At 38.0% G+C, this 17,678-nt stretch carries 18 protein-coding genes and 1 tRNA gene; 12 read left to right on the top strand and 7 right to left on the bottom strand.

Annotated elements, in window-relative coordinates:
• Window positions 1–276 precede the first annotated feature (276 nt).
• On the top strand, window positions 277–552 hold the full coding sequence (locus tag BARBAKC583_RS05020; protein ID WP_005767584.1) for a DUF6460 domain-containing protein: 276 nt from the start codon (window positions 277–279) through the stop codon (window positions 550–552).
• Between the two features lie 216 nt (window positions 553–768).
• Here BARBAKC583_RS05020 and BARBAKC583_RS05025 read toward each other — a convergent pair whose 3' ends face one another.
• Entirely contained in the window at window positions 769–1,368 is a 600-nt protein-coding gene (locus BARBAKC583_RS05025; protein WP_005767586.1) for a hypothetical protein, read from the bottom strand.
• Window positions 1,369–1,644: 276 nt separating this feature from the next.
• Here BARBAKC583_RS05025 and BARBAKC583_RS05030 point away from each other — a divergent pair, with 276 nt between their 5' ends.
• Genes BARBAKC583_RS05030 through BARBAKC583_RS05040 form a run of 3 tightly spaced genes read left to right on the top strand, consistent with a single transcriptional unit; the run spans window position 1,645 to window position 5,038 of the window.
• A complete protein-coding gene (locus BARBAKC583_RS05030; protein WP_005767588.1) occupies window positions 1,645–2,397 on the top strand; it encodes an electron transfer flavoprotein subunit beta/FixA family protein in 753 nt (250 codons plus the stop codon).
• Between the two features lie 46 nt (window positions 2,398–2,443).
• The gene (locus tag BARBAKC583_RS05035; RefSeq protein WP_005767590.1) at window positions 2,444–3,373 is read left to right on the top strand and encodes an electron transfer flavoprotein subunit alpha/FixB family protein; all 930 of its coding nucleotides are present in this window, start codon (window positions 2,444–2,446) and stop codon (window positions 3,371–3,373) included.
• Between the two features lie 3 nt (window positions 3,374–3,376).
• A complete protein-coding gene (locus BARBAKC583_RS05040; protein WP_005767593.1) occupies window positions 3,377–5,038 on the top strand; it encodes an electron transfer flavoprotein-ubiquinone oxidoreductase in 1,662 nt (553 codons plus the stop codon).
• A 386-nt stretch (window positions 5,039–5,424) separates the two neighbouring features.
• Here the strand turns inward: BARBAKC583_RS05040 and BARBAKC583_RS05045 are convergent, their stop codons facing one another.
• The 6 genes from BARBAKC583_RS05045 to BARBAKC583_RS05075 all read right to left on the bottom strand — a co-directional run bounded on the left by BARBAKC583_RS05045 (window position 5,425) and on the right by BARBAKC583_RS05075 (window position 10,850).
• A complete protein-coding gene (locus BARBAKC583_RS05045) occupies window positions 5,425–6,567 on the bottom strand; it encodes a flagellin N-terminal helical domain-containing protein (RefSeq protein WP_011807398.1) in 1,143 nt (380 codons plus the stop codon).
• Between the two features lie 141 nt (window positions 6,568–6,708).
• Entirely contained in the window at window positions 6,709–7,488 is a 780-nt protein-coding gene (locus BARBAKC583_RS05055) for a pyrroline-5-carboxylate reductase (protein ID WP_005767595.1), read from the bottom strand.
• Between the two features lie 188 nt (window positions 7,489–7,676).
• Complete coding sequence (locus tag BARBAKC583_RS05060; protein ID WP_005767598.1) at window positions 7,677–8,045, bottom strand: YraN family protein; 369 nt, start codon at window positions 8,043–8,045, stop codon at window positions 7,677–7,679.
• Window positions 8,046–8,051: 6 nt separating this feature from the next.
• A complete protein-coding gene (gene rsmI / locus BARBAKC583_RS05065) occupies window positions 8,052–8,939 on the bottom strand; it encodes a 16S rRNA (cytidine(1402)-2'-O)-methyltransferase (RefSeq protein ID WP_005767599.1) in 888 nt (295 codons plus the stop codon).
• Between the two features lie 57 nt (window positions 8,940–8,996).
• A complete protein-coding gene (pyrF, locus tag BARBAKC583_RS05070; RefSeq protein ID WP_005767601.1) occupies window positions 8,997–9,695 on the bottom strand; it encodes an orotidine-5'-phosphate decarboxylase in 699 nt (232 codons plus the stop codon).
• 60 nt (window positions 9,696–9,755) lie between these two features.
• Window positions 9,756–10,850 (bottom strand): Mrp/NBP35 family ATP-binding protein, encoded by a 1,095-nt coding sequence (locus BARBAKC583_RS05075; RefSeq protein ID WP_005767603.1) that lies wholly within the window; start codon window positions 10,848–10,850, stop codon window positions 9,756–9,758.
• Between the two features lie 543 nt (window positions 10,851–11,393).
• On the opposite strand from BARBAKC583_RS05075, the gene rpmH reads away from it, so the two are divergent.
• From rpmH to BARBAKC583_RS05115, 8 genes are all read left to right on the top strand, one after another.
• Window positions 11,394–11,528 carry a 50S ribosomal protein L34 gene (gene rpmH, locus BARBAKC583_RS05080; RefSeq protein ID WP_005767604.1) on the top strand — a complete coding sequence of 45 codons (135 nt, stop codon included), beginning with the start codon at window positions 11,394–11,396 and terminating at the stop codon, window positions 11,526–11,528.
• A gap of 129 nt (window positions 11,529–11,657) precedes the next feature.
• Entirely contained in the window at window positions 11,658–12,023 is a 366-nt protein-coding gene (rnpA, locus tag BARBAKC583_RS05085; RefSeq protein ID WP_005767606.1) for a ribonuclease P protein component, read from the top strand.
• A gap of 16 nt (window positions 12,024–12,039) precedes the next feature.
• Window positions 12,040–13,878 (top strand): membrane protein insertase YidC, encoded by a 1,839-nt coding sequence (gene yidC / locus BARBAKC583_RS05090; RefSeq protein WP_005767608.1) that lies wholly within the window; start codon window positions 12,040–12,042, stop codon window positions 13,876–13,878.
• Window positions 13,875–14,522 (top strand): ribosome biogenesis GTP-binding protein YihA/YsxC, encoded by a 648-nt coding sequence (yihA, locus tag BARBAKC583_RS05095; RefSeq protein WP_005767609.1) that lies wholly within the window; start codon window positions 13,875–13,877, stop codon window positions 14,520–14,522. The genes yidC and yihA overlap by 4 nt, the downstream gene beginning before the upstream one ends.
• Before the next feature lie 136 nt (window positions 14,523–14,658).
• Window positions 14,659–15,351: a glutathione S-transferase family protein gene (locus BARBAKC583_RS05100; protein ID WP_005767611.1), complete on the top strand. Its 693-nt coding sequence runs from the start codon at window positions 14,659–14,661 to the stop codon at window positions 15,349–15,351.
• A gap of 446 nt (window positions 15,352–15,797) precedes the next feature.
• Window positions 15,798–16,604, top strand: coding sequence for a 4-hydroxy-tetrahydrodipicolinate reductase (dapB, locus tag BARBAKC583_RS05105; protein ID WP_005767613.1), 807 nt, complete (start codon window positions 15,798–15,800; stop codon window positions 16,602–16,604).
• Between the two features lie 25 nt (window positions 16,605–16,629).
• Window positions 16,630–17,250: a 2,3-bisphosphoglycerate-dependent phosphoglycerate mutase gene (locus BARBAKC583_RS05110; protein WP_005767615.1), complete on the top strand. Its 621-nt coding sequence runs from the start codon at window positions 16,630–16,632 to the stop codon at window positions 17,248–17,250.
• Between the two features lie 107 nt (window positions 17,251–17,357).
• A tRNA-Leu gene (locus BARBAKC583_RS05115) sits at window positions 17,358–17,442 on the top strand.
• Window positions 17,443–17,678 lie beyond the last annotated feature (236 nt).

Consider the following 17,678-nt stretch of genomic DNA (forward strand, 5'->3'; position numbering starts at 1 on the left):
TATTCATTGAAATTATAATTTAAGGCATAATATGTGAATACACTCAACCTTTTCAAAAATTTTTACAATCATTCAAGGATCAGAAATATTGATAAAATTATCAATATTTTTCGATAAATCCTAAGAAAATCAAAAGCTCGATACATAATAAAAGAAATATTGCATGAAAAATTCAAGAGAGAAAAAAATTAAACAGAAAATAATAAAAGAAAAACCCTTTTTTCTTGCTTGTTATGCCCTATAGCCCATAGTACACTTTATTTTAGGGGCGATGAAATGCATAAAAATTTGTTTAACTCTCTTCACTCATTTCTTGGTGATACACCAGGGCGTGTTACCTTCAAACTCCTTATTTTTTCTGTGCTTGTTGGCATTGTCATGAGCCTCTTTGGGTGGACGCCTATAAGGTTCATTGAAGGAATCATAAAATACTTACAAGCTCTATGGAATGCAGGATTTATAACTTTTATAAACCTCGTCCATTTGGCTGCAACAGGAGCAGTTATTGTCGTACCTGTTTTTCTTATTTCTCGGATTTTAAGTAAGAAATAAAAGACCTTAAAACCTTCTTCATTTTACCCTTATAGCTAAAAATCAAAAAAACAAACTCTTGAAAAAACGAAAAAACATGATGTCATCATTGTTATAGATATAATAAAGCAAAAACGGATAAACAATTTTACGTGATAAATTTTGAAGTTTTAGTGACGTTTTTTGAAAGAAAGCGTACGCCGTGCAACTTCAATTAAACCATTTGATGATTGTTCATCAATAAGACTTTTTTCTGTTAAAGAGTCTTCTAAACACTCCATAGAACCTGTTGTAACAGAACTTAAATTCCCCTGTTGCAGCGAATTTACAGGCTCTATTTGTATAGGATTTAATTTTTCTTTTTTCGAAAAATTTACTTTCTCTTGATACCGAAGAATCTCTTTGGTTCTCTTCACACACCATATTCGCAAGATGACGCATAGCAGAATCAGGTGATTGTGCAGAAAAAGCACTCTGTGTCACAATAGGTTTTTTGAAGCTTTTTCTTTCATGAAGTAGATACTGGATAAGCGTTTTAGTAATGTCTAAGCATTCAAAAATCTTCTTTTGTGCCTGACTACGCGCATAATGCTCAGCCACAATGGCACGGCTAATGTCATCCAAATAAGATGTTATGCTGTCATTTGCAGAATGACGCATCATTAAGCGACAGGATGGTTTTTTTGTCTGCATTTGTGCATACACATAACGTAATTTGCTAGCAATATCTGACATTGTTACCTCAACAGATTTCTCTGTATCCTGCCTGTGTTCCACATCAAGAGCAGAACGCTTGTTATCTGTAACCGAATTTGTAACGCAATGCCTTATATTCACAAACACTACTCCTATTATATTTCTTTAGGAATCTTATTAATTGTAAAGAATATGACCTATTTTGGTAAATAGAGTTTTAAAAACTACAAGAAGAATGAGCAATTGATAGCATAATGAAAAAGCAATTAATCAACAACAAACCGAAGAAAATAAAAGAGTATAAATAAGCAATTATATAACTAAAAAACAAATTATGATAAAAGTTCAATTTTAAATGGTTTTGTTTCTTGTGGTTGCTACTATAAATCTATGATCATATAAACGAAGAGGATCATTATGAAAGTAATTGTTGCTGTTAAACGTGTTGTTGATCATAACATCAAAATACGTGTTAAAGCTGATAGCATGGGTGTTGATCTTTCCCATGTGAAAATGTCTATGAACCCTTTTGATGAAATTGCTGTGGAAGAGGCAGTACGCCAAAAAGAAGCAGGAAAAATTTCAGAGGTTATTCTTGTTTCAATCGGACAAGACGTAGCACAAGAAACTTTGCGGACAGGACTTGCAATGGGAGCTGATCGCGCTATCCTCATCAAAACTGAAAAGACACTAGAGCCTTTAGCAATTGCTAAAACACTCAAAAGCATCATCCTTGAAGAAAAACCAGACATGGTCTTTTTAGGAAAACAAGCTATTGATGATGATAGCAATCAAACGGGTCAAATGTTAGCAGCTCTGCTTGGTTGGGGACAAGCAACTTTTGCTTCACATCTGCATATAGAAAATGGAAAAGCGACCGTTACCCGTGAAATTGATGGAGGAACACAAACTATTTGCGTGCCTCTTCCCATGGTTATGACTGTTGACCTGCGGTTGAATGAGCCACGCTATACCTCCCTGCCTAATATCATGAAAGCGAAAAAGAAAATCATTGAACAAAAAGAAATCTCTCATCTCGGCATAGATACACAGGCACGTTTAACGACGCTTCGTGTTGAAGAACCTAAGCCTCGTCCAGCTGGGATGAAAATCAACAATGTTGCAGAACTTGTCAGTATCTTAAAGGATAAAATATCCTTAAACATTTGATAGAAGACATTACCAAAAACAATAATGCATAAAAGGGCACAAACCTATGGCCATTCTTTTATTAGCCGAACATAATAACCATTCCTTATCAGAAGCAACTGCAAAAGCGCTGACTGCGGCTCAGTCCATTGGCGATGATATCGATATCTTAGTCTGCGGCACAAAAGTTCAAACAATTGCTGAAAAAAGTTCTCAATTAGCAGGTATACGGCAAATTCTTGTTGCTGAGGCTGATTATCTTGCGCATCAATTAGCTGAACCTATAGCCGCAACAATTGTTGAGCTCGCTGATGATTATGAAGTGATTATGGCTGCTTCTACCAGCACCGGAAAAAGTGTCATGCCACGTGTAGCGGCTCTTCTCGATGTGATGCAAATTTCAGATATCATTGATGTTGTCGCCCCTGATACCTTTAAACGGCCAATTTATGCAGGCAATGCAATTGAAACGGTACGCACAAATGATCACAAAAAAGTTATAACGGTGCGCACAGCCTCTTTTCCTCCAGCACCTCAAGGAAATTGTGCTCCTATCAAAGTAATAACACCAGCGCCTAACCCAAATCTTTCATCTTTTGTGAAAGAGGAAACCGATAAAAGTGATCGTCCTGATTTGACCTCAGCACGGATCATTGTATCAGGTGGACGTGGGCTTGGTTCACAAGAAAAATTCATGAAACTTTTGTTGCCACTTGCCAATAAGCTCGGCGCTGCTTTAGGCGCTAGTCGAGCAGCAGTCGACGCGGATTATGCCCCAAATGATTGGCAAATCGGACAAACAGGGAAAATTGTTGCCCCGGAGCTCTATATTGCTGTCGGTATCTCTGGAGCTATTCAACATTTAGCTGGTATCATGGATGCGCAAATTATTGTTGCCATTAATCAAGACGAAGAAGCCCCTATTATGAGCATTGCAGATTATGTCCTTGTAGGCGATCTGCATCACATCGTTCCTGAACTGGAGAAAGCTTTATAAATTATGAGTCCTGATATATATCACCAACGTGAAAGCATAGAATGTGATATAGTTATTGTAGGAGCAGGCCCTGCTGGGCTTTCTGCTGCAATTCGTCTGAAACAAATTAATCCTGAACTTTCCATCATCATTCTTGAAAAAGGCTCTGAAGTTGGTTCCCATATTTTATCAGGTGCAGTGATTGATCCCATTGGTATTGATACACTCCTACCAGAATGGCGAAATGAACAAAATCATCCCTTCACCACACCTGTTACCGATGATCAATTTTTTCTGCTAAAACCAAAGCGTTCACAAGTACTGCCTAATATTTTTCGTCCTAAAATTTTATCAAATGATGGTTGCTATATCATTTCTCTTGGAAATGTCTGCCGCTGGTTAAGCAAAAAAGCTGAAATGCTGGGTGTTGAAATCTATCCCGGTTTTTCTGTATCTGACGTTCTTTATAATGATAACGGAGCTATTATTGGTGTTTTGACAGGTGATATGGGCGTGCAAAAAGATGGAATGCCTGGAAAAAATTATATGCCTGGTATGGCTCTACACGCCAAATATACCCTGATTGCAGAAGGAGCACGCGGTTCGATTGCTAAACAATTGATACAAAAATTCGATCTCAGCAAAGGCCGTGAACCACAAAAATTTGGTCTTGGTCTTAAAGAACTCTGGGAAATTGATCCTCAAAAACACAAACGAGGTTTAGTACAACATTTTGCTGGCTGGCCATTGGATGATCATACAAGTGGTGGTGGATTTCTCTATCACCAAGAAAACAACTTAGTTTCTGTCGGCTTTGTTGTTCACTTGGATTATAAAAATCCTTATCTTTCTCCTTTTGAAGAATTTCAGCGCTTTAAAACACACCCTAACTTGTATGAAATCTTTAAAGATGCCAAACGCCTTGCTTATGGCGCACGTGTCATCAGTGAAGGGGGATGGCAATCTGTGCCAAAACTCACTTTTCCTGGTGGTGCACTGATTGGCTGTGCTGCTGGCTTTATCAATGTTCCTCGGATTAAAGGCTCACATAATGCCATATTATCTGGCATATTGGCAGCCGATAAAATTGCTGACGCTCTTGCAAAAAATCGCTCTCATGATGAAGTTAAAGAAATTGAAGATCAATGGCGCAAGGGCCCTATTGGAAAAGACCTTTACAAAGTGCGTAATACCAAACCCCTTTGGGCAAAATACGGCACAAAATATGGAATAAAGCTTGCTGGATTTGATCTATGGTGGCAACAGCTCTTCGGCTTTTCCTTATTTAGAACTCTTTCTCATGGAAAACCAGATCATGAATATCTTGAACCCGCAGAAAAATTTCAACCTATTCCTTATCCAAAACCAGATGGTATTGTGACTTTCGATCGCCTTTCAAGTGTTGCGCTTTCCAATACCCACCATGAAGACAACCAACCTTGTCATTTGAAAATAACTTCACTGGAAAAACAAAAAAATTCTGAATATGCAATCTACGGAGGACCTTCTACACGTTATTGCCCTGCTGGTGTCTATGAATGGCTGACCCCTAATGATCATAAAACGTATATCATCAATGCTTCAAACTGCATACATTGTAAAACATGTGACATTAAAGACCCAAACCAAAATATTAACTGGACTTGTCCTCAAGGTAATGAAGGACCTGTTTATCCAAATATGTAATCAGCACCTCATCACCTCTTGCTACAAGATCCGTTCTTTCTAAAAATGTATCATTTATAAAACTCTATCACGGATAAAGATCCCTTCAGGTAAACTCTGCTTAATCTCGCTTCTTGGACGAAGCCACACACTCTTGTGCAAACTATAAAATATATTTTGTATCTAAATTTTCGTAAAATGCTCTCATCACTGCATGAAAATTATTTATGAGTAAAAAATACACAATAGTAATGAAGGAAGGCCAATATTGGTGTTAGTTGGTGCTGACATAAATGTAGAATTTCCAAAATATGGTCAGCTTTACAGAATTCATTCATCTGTTTGAAAAATATAAAAAAAGACCACGCAATGCGCGGTCTTTTCTTGTATTTGTAACGTCGTAATTATTAATTACGGAACAAACCTAAAATATTCTGGCTGCCCTGATTTGCAATAGAAAGAGCCTGAATACCGAGCTGCTGTTGAACTTGCAAAGCTGACAATTTTGCAGATTCTGCATTCATATCAGCATCAACAAGTGCACCAATACCTGCTTCAATATTGTCTAACAATCTTTTAACAAAGTTCAATTGGCTGTCCACCTGATTGACAGCAGATCCAATTTTAGACCCTGCAGTAAGTGTTACATCAACAGCATGACGCACTGTCTTTTGAACACTGTTCAGAATTATACTTTGCGCAACTGAAGGCAGACCACCAACACCTTGCATCTGAACAAAGTCATTCAAAGTCATGCTATCAGCAACAACTTTAAAATCACTTTGTGCCTTGGTCCAATCTTCTTTATTGTCTTCTACAGCTTTTTTAGCTTCCTCTAATGCTGTTTTTGCTGCTTCATCATTAGGATTAGCGGCAACAGCAGCCTCTGCCTTAGCAAGAGCATCTTCTAAACCTTTTTGTTTATCAGCAGCTTCAGTGAAGGTTTTGATACCTGCATCAATATCCTTATCACTCTTGCCAAAGACACCCTTTAAAATACCTTGAGTCATATCAATGGTACCATCAGGCCCCATAACACCAAAGTTTAATTCTGCACCACCAACTTCAATCATATCCACATAAACAGCGGAGCCTTCACGACGGTAACCAGCAGCAATACCAACTTTTTCACCACCATTGGAAAGGATATTTTTTCCACCAAAAGCAGCAGATTGGATTGCGTTAGAAATATTTTGCATATTTCCCTTGATGGAGTCCTGAATCTTCATGATATCATCATCAGATTTTTCACGCGCGGAAACCATTGATTTTTGGATATCATCAAGAGATTCTTTGGTTAAATTAACAGCTGTTGCAGCAACGTTTACCTGTTCTCTACCCAAATTAATAGCATCAACAACAGCGCTCATTGTGTTACTGTCATGCTTCATCATTGATGAAATAGACCAATAAGCAGTATTGTCAGAAGCACTTCCAATACGCAAACCTGTTGAAATACGGTCTTTTGATTTATCTAAGTTGTTATCAATGTTACGGAGTGTCTGCAATGCAGTCATTGCAGATCTATTAGTTAATATACTAGAACCCATAATCTCGTCCCTATAACGAAAGAATAAAAAGGGACATGCTGCATTTACAGCCAATAATAGAGCGACATCATGTCTATTAAATAACTTAACCTATTATCGCTTCATTTGTATCAAAAAGACACAAATCAAGCAAGCATTTTTTTAAGTTTTTATTTTTTGCAAAACAATCTCTAAAGCTTTTGTTAAAGCGCTCGTCCCATCATGACGAGAAAAACAATCTGACAAAAGTTCGTTTGTGCCCCCTTTGGTTGAAAATTCTCTCTCAAGCTGTGCAAAATCAACACCTGTTGAATTCTTATTTGCTATTGTCTTGCGCATTGCATCAGAAAGATTACCAAACATCATAGCAAGAAAATTCGCTGACTGCTGTTTCTCCAACCCCTGCATTGTTAACCACTGATGCGCTGTTGCTATAAAATTAAAATACACTCCCATCAACGAACCAGCTGCCATGAAAAGATTAAACTGATCTTCCTTATCTAGTAACACTGTGCCTCCCAACGCATCAAACATAGTGTGCAAAAATGGGTGATCAGGATAAATTGGTGTTAAATTTTTGCATTCTGCCACAAAAGGAAGCGGCATAGCACGATATACTTTATGATTTATCCACCCCTCAACTTCTGCTGCTGTTGCCATCGCTAACACAGAAATCACAAGCTGTTCTGGACGAAAATGAAGAGAACGCACAATCTCTTCTGCACTTTGATTGCGCAAACACAGAAAAACACAATCACTCTCATCTAATAATGCTTGATTGCTCTCCGCAATAGTCACTTTATCATAATCGTGTGAAAGACGCTCTGCTATCTGTGCACTGCGTGGTGAAACGATAATTGAACGCACATCAAAAGCACTGGCCATCAAACCATCGATCATCGCAGCGCTGATTGTTCCTGTTCCCAAAAAACCAATTCTCATTTTCACTCCTCACTTTTATCCTTTCACATTAAAGCTCAACCAGCGCTCCCCAAGTAAGTAACAAACTTGTTGCAAATTTTATAGCTGCTATATTTCATCGCTTATAGCGATAAAATAACTATTTTCTTTCATATACAAATGAAGTATTTCTAAACTGCTCTCCTTTAATTCAGATAGCATAAGAAACTTTATTGGTGAGACTCAAAAAAACGTTGAATATGATGCGGCAAACGCCAAGGCAAAATCGCAATGAAATCAAAACGCACACATAAAGCAGAATAGTCTTTTTGCTGTGCCAACCAAATATCAGCTGCTGCCTCAATACGTCTTTCATTCATTCGGCAAACTGCAACCATTGCATCAGCTAACGTTGCACGTGCTTTGACCTCAACAATTAAAACAAGATTGCCACGCCGTGCAATTAAATCAATTTCACCAGATTTTGTCTTGAAACGCCTTGCAACAATGCGAAACCCTTTCAAACGTAACCACCAAGCTGCCCACTTTTCTGAACGAATGCCACGATAAAAGGATTTTCGCCTGTCTTTTTTTTGCATAAATCTTCATATTCCCTTTAAAAGGGTCAAGCGCCGAAAAAGTTCTTGCTTTCTCAAACCTGTCTTTTTGGCTGCAAAAGCAGCTGCCTTTGCAGCAGGATATTCACTGATCAATTCTCGCAATATTTCATCAATCTCTTGCGAGCTCATGATCTCTGTAGAAATCTCTTCTTCTCCTACCAGAACAACAATTTCCCCACGAATACAGTCTTTTTTACTATAAATCTCAAGTAAATGTCCTAAATTATCAACATTCACCTTTTCAAATTTTTTTGTTAATTCACGACATATTGCAGCTGGCCTATCAGCTGTAAAAATAGTAACCATATCCTGCAAACTCTCTACAAGACGATGGGGGGATTCATAAAAAACTAAAGTTGCAGGAATAAATTTTAATTTCTCTAACCGTTTCTGACGCTGTGTTTTCTTCGCACTCAAAAAACCTGCAAAGAAAAAACTATCGGTTGGCAATCCTGTTACAACAAGAGACGCTAAAAGAGCTGAAGCACCAGGAATAGGAATGATTTTGTAACCCGCTTTGCGTGCTTCTCCTACCAATTTAAAGCCAGGATCAGAAATAAGCGGTGTTCCTGCATCTGAGACCAGAGCTACAGATTGATTATCAGCTAGAGCTTTTAATAGCTTCGGCCCTGCTTTTTGCGCATTATACTCATGATAAAGAAATGTTTTTTTCTGGATACCATAATGTTCTAGCAAAACACGTGTTACCCGTGTATCTTCACAAGCCACAATATCAGCTCCGGCTAATACTTGCAAAGCACGAAGAGTGATATCTGAAAGATTTCCGATAGGTGTTGCAACCAAATACAGTGCTGGTTCTATCCTGGGTGCGGAATAAACATGAGCACCCACACAATATGCTTTTTCACTCACGCTCTTTTTCCCATCCAATACTCTTTCTATTAAAATCTCATCAGCACTCTACCAGTATTAACACCCATCAGCCATTTCTGCCAAAATTTTCTTTGTTGCCACTAAAGGATCATCGGCTTGAATAATTGGCCGCGCGACAACAAGATGGCTAGCACCAGAATCTAGCGCTTGTCTTGGTGCCATCACCCGTTTTTGATCCCCCTTATCACTCCCCATTGGGCGAATCCCCGGTGTGACCAAAGCCATATCACTTCCGATCACTTTTCGTAAAGCTGCGGCTTCAAGCGCTGAAGAAACAATTCCACCCATGCCGGCTTCCCGTGCTTGCTCAGCTCTTTTAAAAGCCAATTTTTTTGGGCTATCTTTATAACCCGCATTGTGCAAATCAGCTTCATCCATTGATGTTAACACCGTCACCCCAAGCAAACATAAATCACTCCCTTTTGCAGCAGCAACAGCAGCTTTCATAACTGTTGGATAAGCATGCAAAGTCAGCATCGAAACACCTAATTTGGCAATATTTTCTACAGCTCTTGCAACGGTATGATCAATATCGAGCAATTTCATATCAAAAAACACTTTTTTTCGTGCTTGAATAAGATCTTGAACGAAGTCCATTCCCCCAGAAAAAGCTAACTGATAGCCAATTTTATAAAAACTAACCTCATCACCCAATTGCGTAACCAATTTTTCTGCTTGTTTAATATTCGGAACATCTAATCCAACAATAAGGCGTTCACGCATTGCTGTTATCATCAACAACTCCCTAATTTAAGATCGTTTTATCTTCGTGTCTCCCACGAAAAAAGGAAAACTTTAAAAAAATCTGTCTTTCATCTGATTAATAATCACACGATAAATTTCAGCATGCTCTCCTTCAGGATCTGCAACAAAGATTGGTACTCCCTCATCTGAAGAAGATCGTAAAACAGCATCAAGTGGGATTTCTGCTAAAAAAGGAATTCTTCGACTTTCTGCTTCTGCACGCGCACCACCATGGCCAAAAATATCATAACGCTTTCCTGTATCAGGTGCAGTAAAATAACTCATATTTTCAATAAGCCCTAAAACAGGAACGCCAATTTTTACAAACATTTCTATCGCTTTACGGGCATCAACTAAAGAAAGATCCTGCGGAGTAGACACAATTAAAGCACCCGCCAATTGTACCTGTTGCGCTAGCGTTAGTTGTACATCTCCTGTTCCTGGTGGCATATCAACAACTAAAATATCAAGAGGCCCCCATGAAACATCTCTCAAAAATTGAGTAATCGCTGCCATCACCATGGGGCCACGCCATACTACCGGTTTTGTCTCATCAACCAAAAAGCCCATCGACATTAATTTAAGACCAAATTTCTGCAAAGGTTGAAACTTTTTATCATTACTTAGCTGTATTTTTTGATCAACAAGCCCTGTCAACCTTGGCAGAGAAGGACCATAAATATCTGCATCCATCAAACCTGTCTTAAAACCAGAAGCCTGTAAAGCTAAAGCAATATTAATGGCTGTTGTCGATTTACCAACGCCTCCCTTTCCAGAAGCAACCGCAATAACATGGCGCACACCTTCTATAGGCATTTTCACAGGCAATGCACCCATTTTACGTTTCTGCTTAGACAAAGATTCATTCTTGTGCGCTTGAAAAGGTGTCTCCAATTTCTTTTCTGCTGTCAACGTTACAACAACTGTCTTCACTCCACCTAAAGCATAGACTGCTTCTTCAGCAGAACGACGTAATGATTCCAATTCCTGCGCACGTTCACCAGGAACCGTAATAGAGAAGAAAACTTTGCCATCAGCGATGAATATATCTGAAAGCAACCCTAGGGATACAATGTCGCTATCAAAATTTGGTCCTTTAATTTTACGTAATTCTTCGCGGATAGCTTCAGCTGTAATAGAGCTCACTCTCTTTCCTCTCTACAAAAACCAAGAAAACACAGCAATGAGAGAAAAAATCAGATTAACAACCTTAATATTTCCCTTTTTCACTTAAATATCAATTGACGATTCTTTATCTTTTAAAACGCAAAATAAACTCTAAACAAAAATCTCGAGATCATAAAATTCCTTGATAGATCTCTCAGAGCTCTGCATAGTGCACATGTGATAGTTGATATAAAATAACATTTTCAACTATTGTATAATAATTCACTTTATCTTTATAGAATGAATTCTTAAGATCGTCCATGCACAACACAGAAAAATATAAATTGCATTCTTGCAGTCAAAAGTCATTGGTTACCTTAGAGATTTTTAATAAAAATAAACATCAATCAAAAACTCTTCCGTATTTTTCCAAAAAATAGAAAAGTAATCTAAGATTGACTTTTTTGCGCTTTTCTTTATACGATACTTTTTTCAGAAATGATCTGACCGAATAAGATTTTTTGTCTAGTGTATAATTTACCATAGAACCAAGAAGGGCCGTGTACTACGGTAATTAAGCAAATGAAACGTACTTACCAACCTTCGAAACTTGTTCGTAAACGTCGCCACGGATTTCGTGCTCGTATGGCAACAGCCGGTGGTCGTAAAGTGATTGCAGCTCGGCGTCTTCGCGGACGAAAAAGATTATCTGCTTAATCCTTAAAGCTGATACAACAGACTGAACGCCATTCATTATTTTTCTCATTGGAGAAATTTTTGTTATGAACGTTCAATGCTTGCTTTATTTTATTAATGGCCATTTAGTAAAACTGTGACACGTCTTTCATGAAGCAAAAACCACCCTGCCGTATTCGTAAAAGAGCTGATTTTTTAGCTGTTCGTAAAGGAGAAAAGCGGCGTGGTCCTTTGTTTTTGCTTGAAATGAGGTCTCGTCAAAAAACAGCAGGAACCTCTTCCCCTCTTGCTGCACGTATAGGGTTTACTGTAACACGTAAAAATGGCAATGCTGTTAAACGCAATCGCATTAAAAGACGTTTGCGTGAAGCAGTGCGTGTTGGATTAACAAACGACACGAAAGCAGGCGTTGACTATGTCATTGTCGCATATCCCGACGTACTTTATGCACCTTTTACATCTTTGATCAGTGAACTAAGCCGACGAATGAAGTCAAAAGAAAAAAATCAAAAATAATAGCAGGATAATATAAATGGAATATAATCGTAATTTCTTTATCGCCATTGGATTATCTCTTATCATTTTTGTTGCGTGGCATTTTTTGTATATTGTTCCTCAACATGAAAATCTGAAAAACGCGCAGACTATTGAACAACAAGCGTTAAAACAAAATCCAGCATCGCCAACTTATGATGCGGATTTTTCTAATAATGCACAAACAAATCAATCGAGGCTGACAGCCGATCGTTCAATGACACCTGAAATACGTCGTGCAGAATTGGCAAAAACAGATCGTATTACAATTAAAACTGATGAACTTGAAGGTTCCATTAATCTTGTTGGAGCTCAATTTGATGATCTTTTTCTCAAAAAATATCACCTAACGGTTGACAAAACATCGCCTCAAATTTCTTTATTGAATCCCAACGGTTTCAAAACATCCTACCTTGCTGAATTTGGTTTTACGAGCTCATCCTTACCAGAAAAAGCCTTGCCACAATCAAATACACAATGGCAGATAGAAAGTGAAAATACGATCCTTACTCCTTCAACGCCTGTTACTTTGGTCTACAATAATGGGCAAGGACAAATTTTCCGTCGAACCATTTCTATTGACGATCATTACATGTTCACCATTGAGGATTCTATCAATAACGAGAGTGACAATCCAGTACATCTTTCATCTTACGCTCGAGTTGCACGTGCTGCTCCACCAGAACACGCACAAGCAACCTATTTGCTCCATGAAGGTATGATTGGCATTGCTGGTAATTCACTTAAAACTGAAACATATGAAGCCTTATCGGAACTTACCCTTAATCCTGAAGATGGTCAGAAAAGCTTAACTTTCCAGAAAGTTACAGGAGGCTGGATTGGTATAACTGATAAATATTGGGCTGTAGCGGTCATTCCCTCACAAAATCAGGAATATACAAGTCGCTTTGTTTATTTTGATCGATTGAACACCCATTATCAATCTGATTTGCAGAGTGCACTTTTAAGCATTGCTCCTCGTGAAACAAAAACCATAATCAATTATCTTTTTGCCGGTGCAAAACGCGTTGAAATCATTAATCAATATCAAAATCAGCTACAAATTAAGAAATTTGGCCTCTTAATCGATTGGGGTTGGTTTGATTTTATTACCAAACCAATGTTTTCCCTCATTCATATTCTCTACGAACAAACAGGCAATTTTGGTATCGCTATTCTTCTCACCACGGTTCTTTTGAAAACACTTCTATTCCCGCTTGCTAATAAATCCTACATATCTATGGCACGCATGAAAATCATACAGCCAATGATGCAAGAAATTAAGGAGAAATATGCAGAAGATCGAGTCAAACAACAACACGCAATAATACAATTATATAAAACGCAAAAAATCAATCCCCTGGCAGGTTGCTTGCCAATGCTTATTCAGTTCCCAATATTTTTTGCCCTTTATAAGGTTCTTTATATTACCCTTGAAATGCGGCATGCACCTTTCTTTGGCTGGATTCAGGATTTAGCCGCTCCTGATCCAACATCTATTTTTAACCTATTTGGCTTCCTACCTTATGCAGTACCAGCATTTTTTGTAATTGGTGCGTGGCCTTTAGTTATGGGAATAACAATGTTTCTACAAATGCAGATGAACCCACCTCCTGTAGATCCTATACAAGCTACACTTTTTGCATGGCTGCCAATTATCTTTACGTTTATGCTAGCATCTTTTCCTGCAGGTCTTGTCATCTATTGGGCATGGAACAATACATTGTCGATTATTCAACAAAGTATTATCATGAAACGTCAAGGTGTGAAAATTGAACTTTTTAATAATATTAAAACTATTTGGCAAAAAGCACCTAAAAAAGAAGTGCATAAATGACACAATGTTCTGCATTTTCTGGAATTTTTTTTCGTAATTGGATTTTCATTCGTGGTGTTCCCACAATACAATTTCTTCCACCTGAAGGGCCACCAGAAATCGCATTTGCAGGACGTTCCAATGTTGGAAAATCTTCTTTAATCAATGCGCTTGTACAGCAAAAAGGGCTAGCACGCACTTCAAATACACCAGGACGAACACAAGAACTCAACTATTTTGTTCCTGACGGTTTCAGTGGCTCAAAAGAAGACTTTCCTCCTATGGCATTAGTAGATATGCCGGGTTATGGTTTTGCACAAGCCCCAAAAAATCTCGTTGATGCATGGACACATCTGGTTTTTAACTATTTACGAGGTCGTACAACACTGAAACGTGTTTATATTTTAATTGATTCACGTCACGGAATTAAAAAAAATGATGAAGAGGTTCTCGATCTACTTGATAAAGCAGCTGTTTCTTACCAAATTATTCTAACAAAGAGTGATAAAATAAAATCGAATATGCTGGAAAACTTAATGACAACTACACAAATGAGCCTTCTTAAACGTCCTGCTGCTTATCCTGAATTGCTTACCACCTCTGCGGAAAAAGCCTTAGGTTTGGAAGAATTGCGTACGGCTATTTTGCAAGCAGTTGTGCAATAAAATAGCCTCCTATTTAATATATTATTAAGTACAATTATTAACAGTTTTTCATCATCTTGTTCTTTCAACAAAGCATCTTTATAAAATTTTTTATTGTCTGAAAGAATTCATTAACTTTATTTGATCGTGCCAGATTATGTTAACACTTTTTCACTATCCCCTATCCTCTGCCTCTCGCTTTATACGCCTTGTTCTTGGAGAATATGGTATAGCCACCCACCTTATTGAGGAACATGAATGGGCAAGAAGACCAGAATTTCTTGCACTTAATCCAGCAGGACATTTACCGGTTCTTCTTGATGAACAAGAGACGGTATTATCAGGTGCCATTGTTATTTATGAATATTTAGATGAAACACGTGGCAGTTTACGAAAAGAAAAAAAATTTTTTCCTGAAAATCCTCTAAACCGTGCTGAGGTACGTCGTCTCAATCACTGGTTTTTAAGTAAATTAGAAAATGAAGCAACGCGCCATATTGTACGAGAACGAATCTATAAATGTGAAATGCCTATAGCCATTGGTGGCGGAGCTCCTAATTCGCAAATTTTACGGACTGCACGCGCCAATATTCCACCGCATATAAACTATCTAAATTGGCTCTGTGCATCTCGTGATTGGTTAGCTGGCTCTGAATTATCCTACGCAGATTTAGCGGCAGCAGCTTCTATCTCTGTACTTGATTTTCTAGGAGAAATTGACTGGGAACAATTCCCTGCTGCCCAAGAATGGTATACGCGGATTAAATCGCGTCCATCTTTTCGCCCTCTTTTAACTGACAGAATCCGAGGAATTACACCAAGTTCTCATTATACTGATCTTGATTTTTAAGCGAAAAATTCTGCCAATCGTACCACATGCCTTATTAACAATTCACAGTCTTAACCAATTTTTTTGCTAATTACCAAAAACAGAATCGATCATATTATAAGATTTCAACTGCATTACATGACTCTCTGTTTCTGAATATCTTTTGAGAAATCTGCGTATAGCCAATCTAAAATATATGGACCCCCACAGATATGATACTCCTATCACAGTAATAATTATATTCTTCATAGGGCAAATTATACTAGGCACTACATCATCTTAAAACATTATATTTGAAAAATTCTTTTTTCCTTCTACGAACACCTTATCATTTTGAAAACAATGCGTATAAACCTGCTATCAACTTAAATAAACGCGCAAAAGATTTAACCTTTATGTAAAAAATAATTGGAAAGAAGAAGAAAACTCGCTTACATACAAAGAACAAATATCATGAGGAGAAGAGTATGCGCCTTGTTGTTGTTGGTGCTAATGGAAGAATGGGGCGCGAGCTTATTACAGCTTGCCAAAATAGAGAAGATATAGAATTGAGTGGTGTTCTTGTACGCGAAAAATCACCATTTGTAGGACAAGACGTCAGCATATTGATTGGTTCAGCCCCACTTGGAATTCGTATCACTGATGACCCAGAAAACGCTTTTTCTAATGCAGATGGTATTGTAGATTTTTCTCAACCACAAGCTAGTGTTATCCACGCTGATTATGCCGCTCAAAAAGGCCTCGTTCATATTATTGGAACAACTGGATTTAGCAAGGAAGAAGATGCACAAATTGCAATTTCTGCAACGCGGACAACCATTGTTAAGTCAGAAAATATGAGCCTTGGAGTAAATCTTTTAGCCAATTTTGTAAAAAAAGCAGCCAAAGCATTAGGAGCTCATGATTTTGATATTGAAATTTGTGAAATGCATCACTCTAAAAAAGTTGATGCTCCTTCTGGAACAGCTCTTCTTCTTGGAAATGCAGCAGCCGAAGGTCGTCATGTTGCACTTAAAGAAGTCAGTGCTAGCGGTCGCAACGGCTATACAGGTGAACGCAAAAAAGGCACGATTGGCTTCGCCTGCCTAAGAGGTGGAACAGTCATTGGTGACCACAGCGTTATTTTTGCAGGCTTAAACGAACGCATTACTTTTTCACACTCAGCACAAGAACGTTCTATTTTTGCTCATGGTGCATTAAAGGCAGCTTTATGGGCAAAAAATTATAAAAATGGTCTTTATTCAATGCTTGATGTCTTAGAATTGAACAATTAATTTTAAATATTGCAGGAAATTCATAATGAGACGCACACTTGTATTAGTCCGTCATGGACAAAGCGAATGGAATATCAAAAATCTTTTCACTGGCTGGAAAGACCCAGATTTAACAGAAAAAGGGCGCACAGAAGCAATAACAGCAGGAAAGAATCTAAAAAAAGCTGGTTTAAAATTTGATATTGCTTATACATCTGCATTACAGCGTGCACAAAAAACTGCTCAACATATTCTAGAACAGATGGCACAGCCCGACCTGCAATTGATAAAAAACTCAGCCTTAAATGAGCGTGATTATGGTGACCTATCTGGTCTCAATAAAGATGACGCGCGTCAGCGATGGGGACAAGAACAAGTGCATATATGGCGTCGTTCTTATACGATCGCTCCCCCTAATGGGGAAAGCTTGCGTGATACTGGTGCACGCGTTTGGCCTTATTATTTCCACCATATTCAACCTCATATTTTGCGTTCTCAAACTGTTTTGATTGTTGCACACGGTAATTCTCTTCGTGCTCTCATTATGGTGCTTGAAGGCTTGAGTAGCGAGGAAATTGTATTGCAAGAATTAGCAACTGGTGTTCCTATTATTTACGAATTTAATGCTGACTCAACAATTTTATCAAAAAAAATTATCCAATCTTAAATGACTAAAATCACAATCAGTATACAAAACTTCATCCAATTTATCGCGTCATGAACTTTTATAATTCGATTGACAGGTTTGTATCACCAGCTTAGATAGACCTTATTGCCCAGATGGCGGAATTGGTAGACGCGCAGGTTTCAGGTATCTGTGCTGCGAAGCGTGGAGGTTCGAGTCCTCTTCTGGGCACCATTTTGCTTTTTTCAGCGTTTAACACATTGATTTAATTTATCTTTTTTTTAAAATGAGGGATAATATAATAAAAGTGAGGGAATAGGATTTTCCAACTTGCCTCTGTAAACCTCATAAAAATTGACCTTCAAGAGTAGAACGAAAAGAGATAATTAACTCTTTCACCAAATAAATCTGGGTGACACTCTGCACACTCAATCCCTATTTCATTGCCACTAATTTTTAAATCAAAAGCC

Origin of the sequence: Bartonella bacilliformis KC583 (assembly GCF_000015445.1) — a bacterium.
GTDB lineage: Bacteria > Pseudomonadota > Alphaproteobacteria > Rhizobiales > Rhizobiaceae > Bartonella > Bartonella bacilliformis.

Coding starts and splice junctions, on each gene's coding strand:
- BARBAKC583_RS05020 (WP_005767584.1), top strand. CDS start 277: ATGCATAAAAATTTGTTTAACTCTCTTCACTCATTTCTTGGTGATACA.
- BARBAKC583_RS05030 (WP_005767588.1), top strand. CDS start 1,645: ATGAAAGTAATTGTTGCTGTTAAACGTGTTGTTGATCATAACATCAAA.
- BARBAKC583_RS05035 (WP_005767590.1), top strand. CDS start 2,444: ATGGCCATTCTTTTATTAGCCGAACATAATAACCATTCCTTATCAGAA.
- BARBAKC583_RS05040 (WP_005767593.1), top strand. CDS start 3,377: ATGAGTCCTGATATATATCACCAACGTGAAAGCATAGAATGTGATATA.
- BARBAKC583_RS05045 (WP_011807398.1), bottom strand. CDS start 6,567: ATGGGTTCTAGTATATTAACTAATAGATCTGCAATGACTGCATTGCAG.
- BARBAKC583_RS05055 (WP_005767595.1), bottom strand. CDS start 7,488: ATGAGAATTGGTTTTTTGGGAACAGGAACAATCAGCGCTGCGATGATC.
- BARBAKC583_RS05060 (WP_005767598.1), bottom strand. CDS start 8,045: ATGCAAAAAAAAGACAGGCGAAAATCCTTTTATCGTGGCATTCGTTCA.
- pyrF (WP_005767601.1), bottom strand. CDS start 9,695: ATGATAACAGCAATGCGTGAACGCCTTATTGTTGGATTAGATGTTCCG.
- rpmH (WP_005767604.1), top strand. CDS start 11,394: ATGAAACGTACTTACCAACCTTCGAAACTTGTTCGTAAACGTCGCCAC.
- rnpA (WP_005767606.1), top strand. CDS start 11,658: ATGAAGCAAAAACCACCCTGCCGTATTCGTAAAAGAGCTGATTTTTTA.
- yidC (WP_005767608.1), top strand. CDS start 12,040: ATGGAATATAATCGTAATTTCTTTATCGCCATTGGATTATCTCTTATC.
- yihA (WP_005767609.1), top strand. CDS start 13,875: ATGACACAATGTTCTGCATTTTCTGGAATTTTTTTTCGTAATTGGATT.
- BARBAKC583_RS05100 (WP_005767611.1), top strand. CDS start 14,659: ATGTTAACACTTTTTCACTATCCCCTATCCTCTGCCTCTCGCTTTATA.
- dapB (WP_005767613.1), top strand. CDS start 15,798: ATGCGCCTTGTTGTTGTTGGTGCTAATGGAAGAATGGGGCGCGAGCTT.
- BARBAKC583_RS05110 (WP_005767615.1), top strand. CDS start 16,630: ATGAGACGCACACTTGTATTAGTCCGTCATGGACAAAGCGAATGGAAT.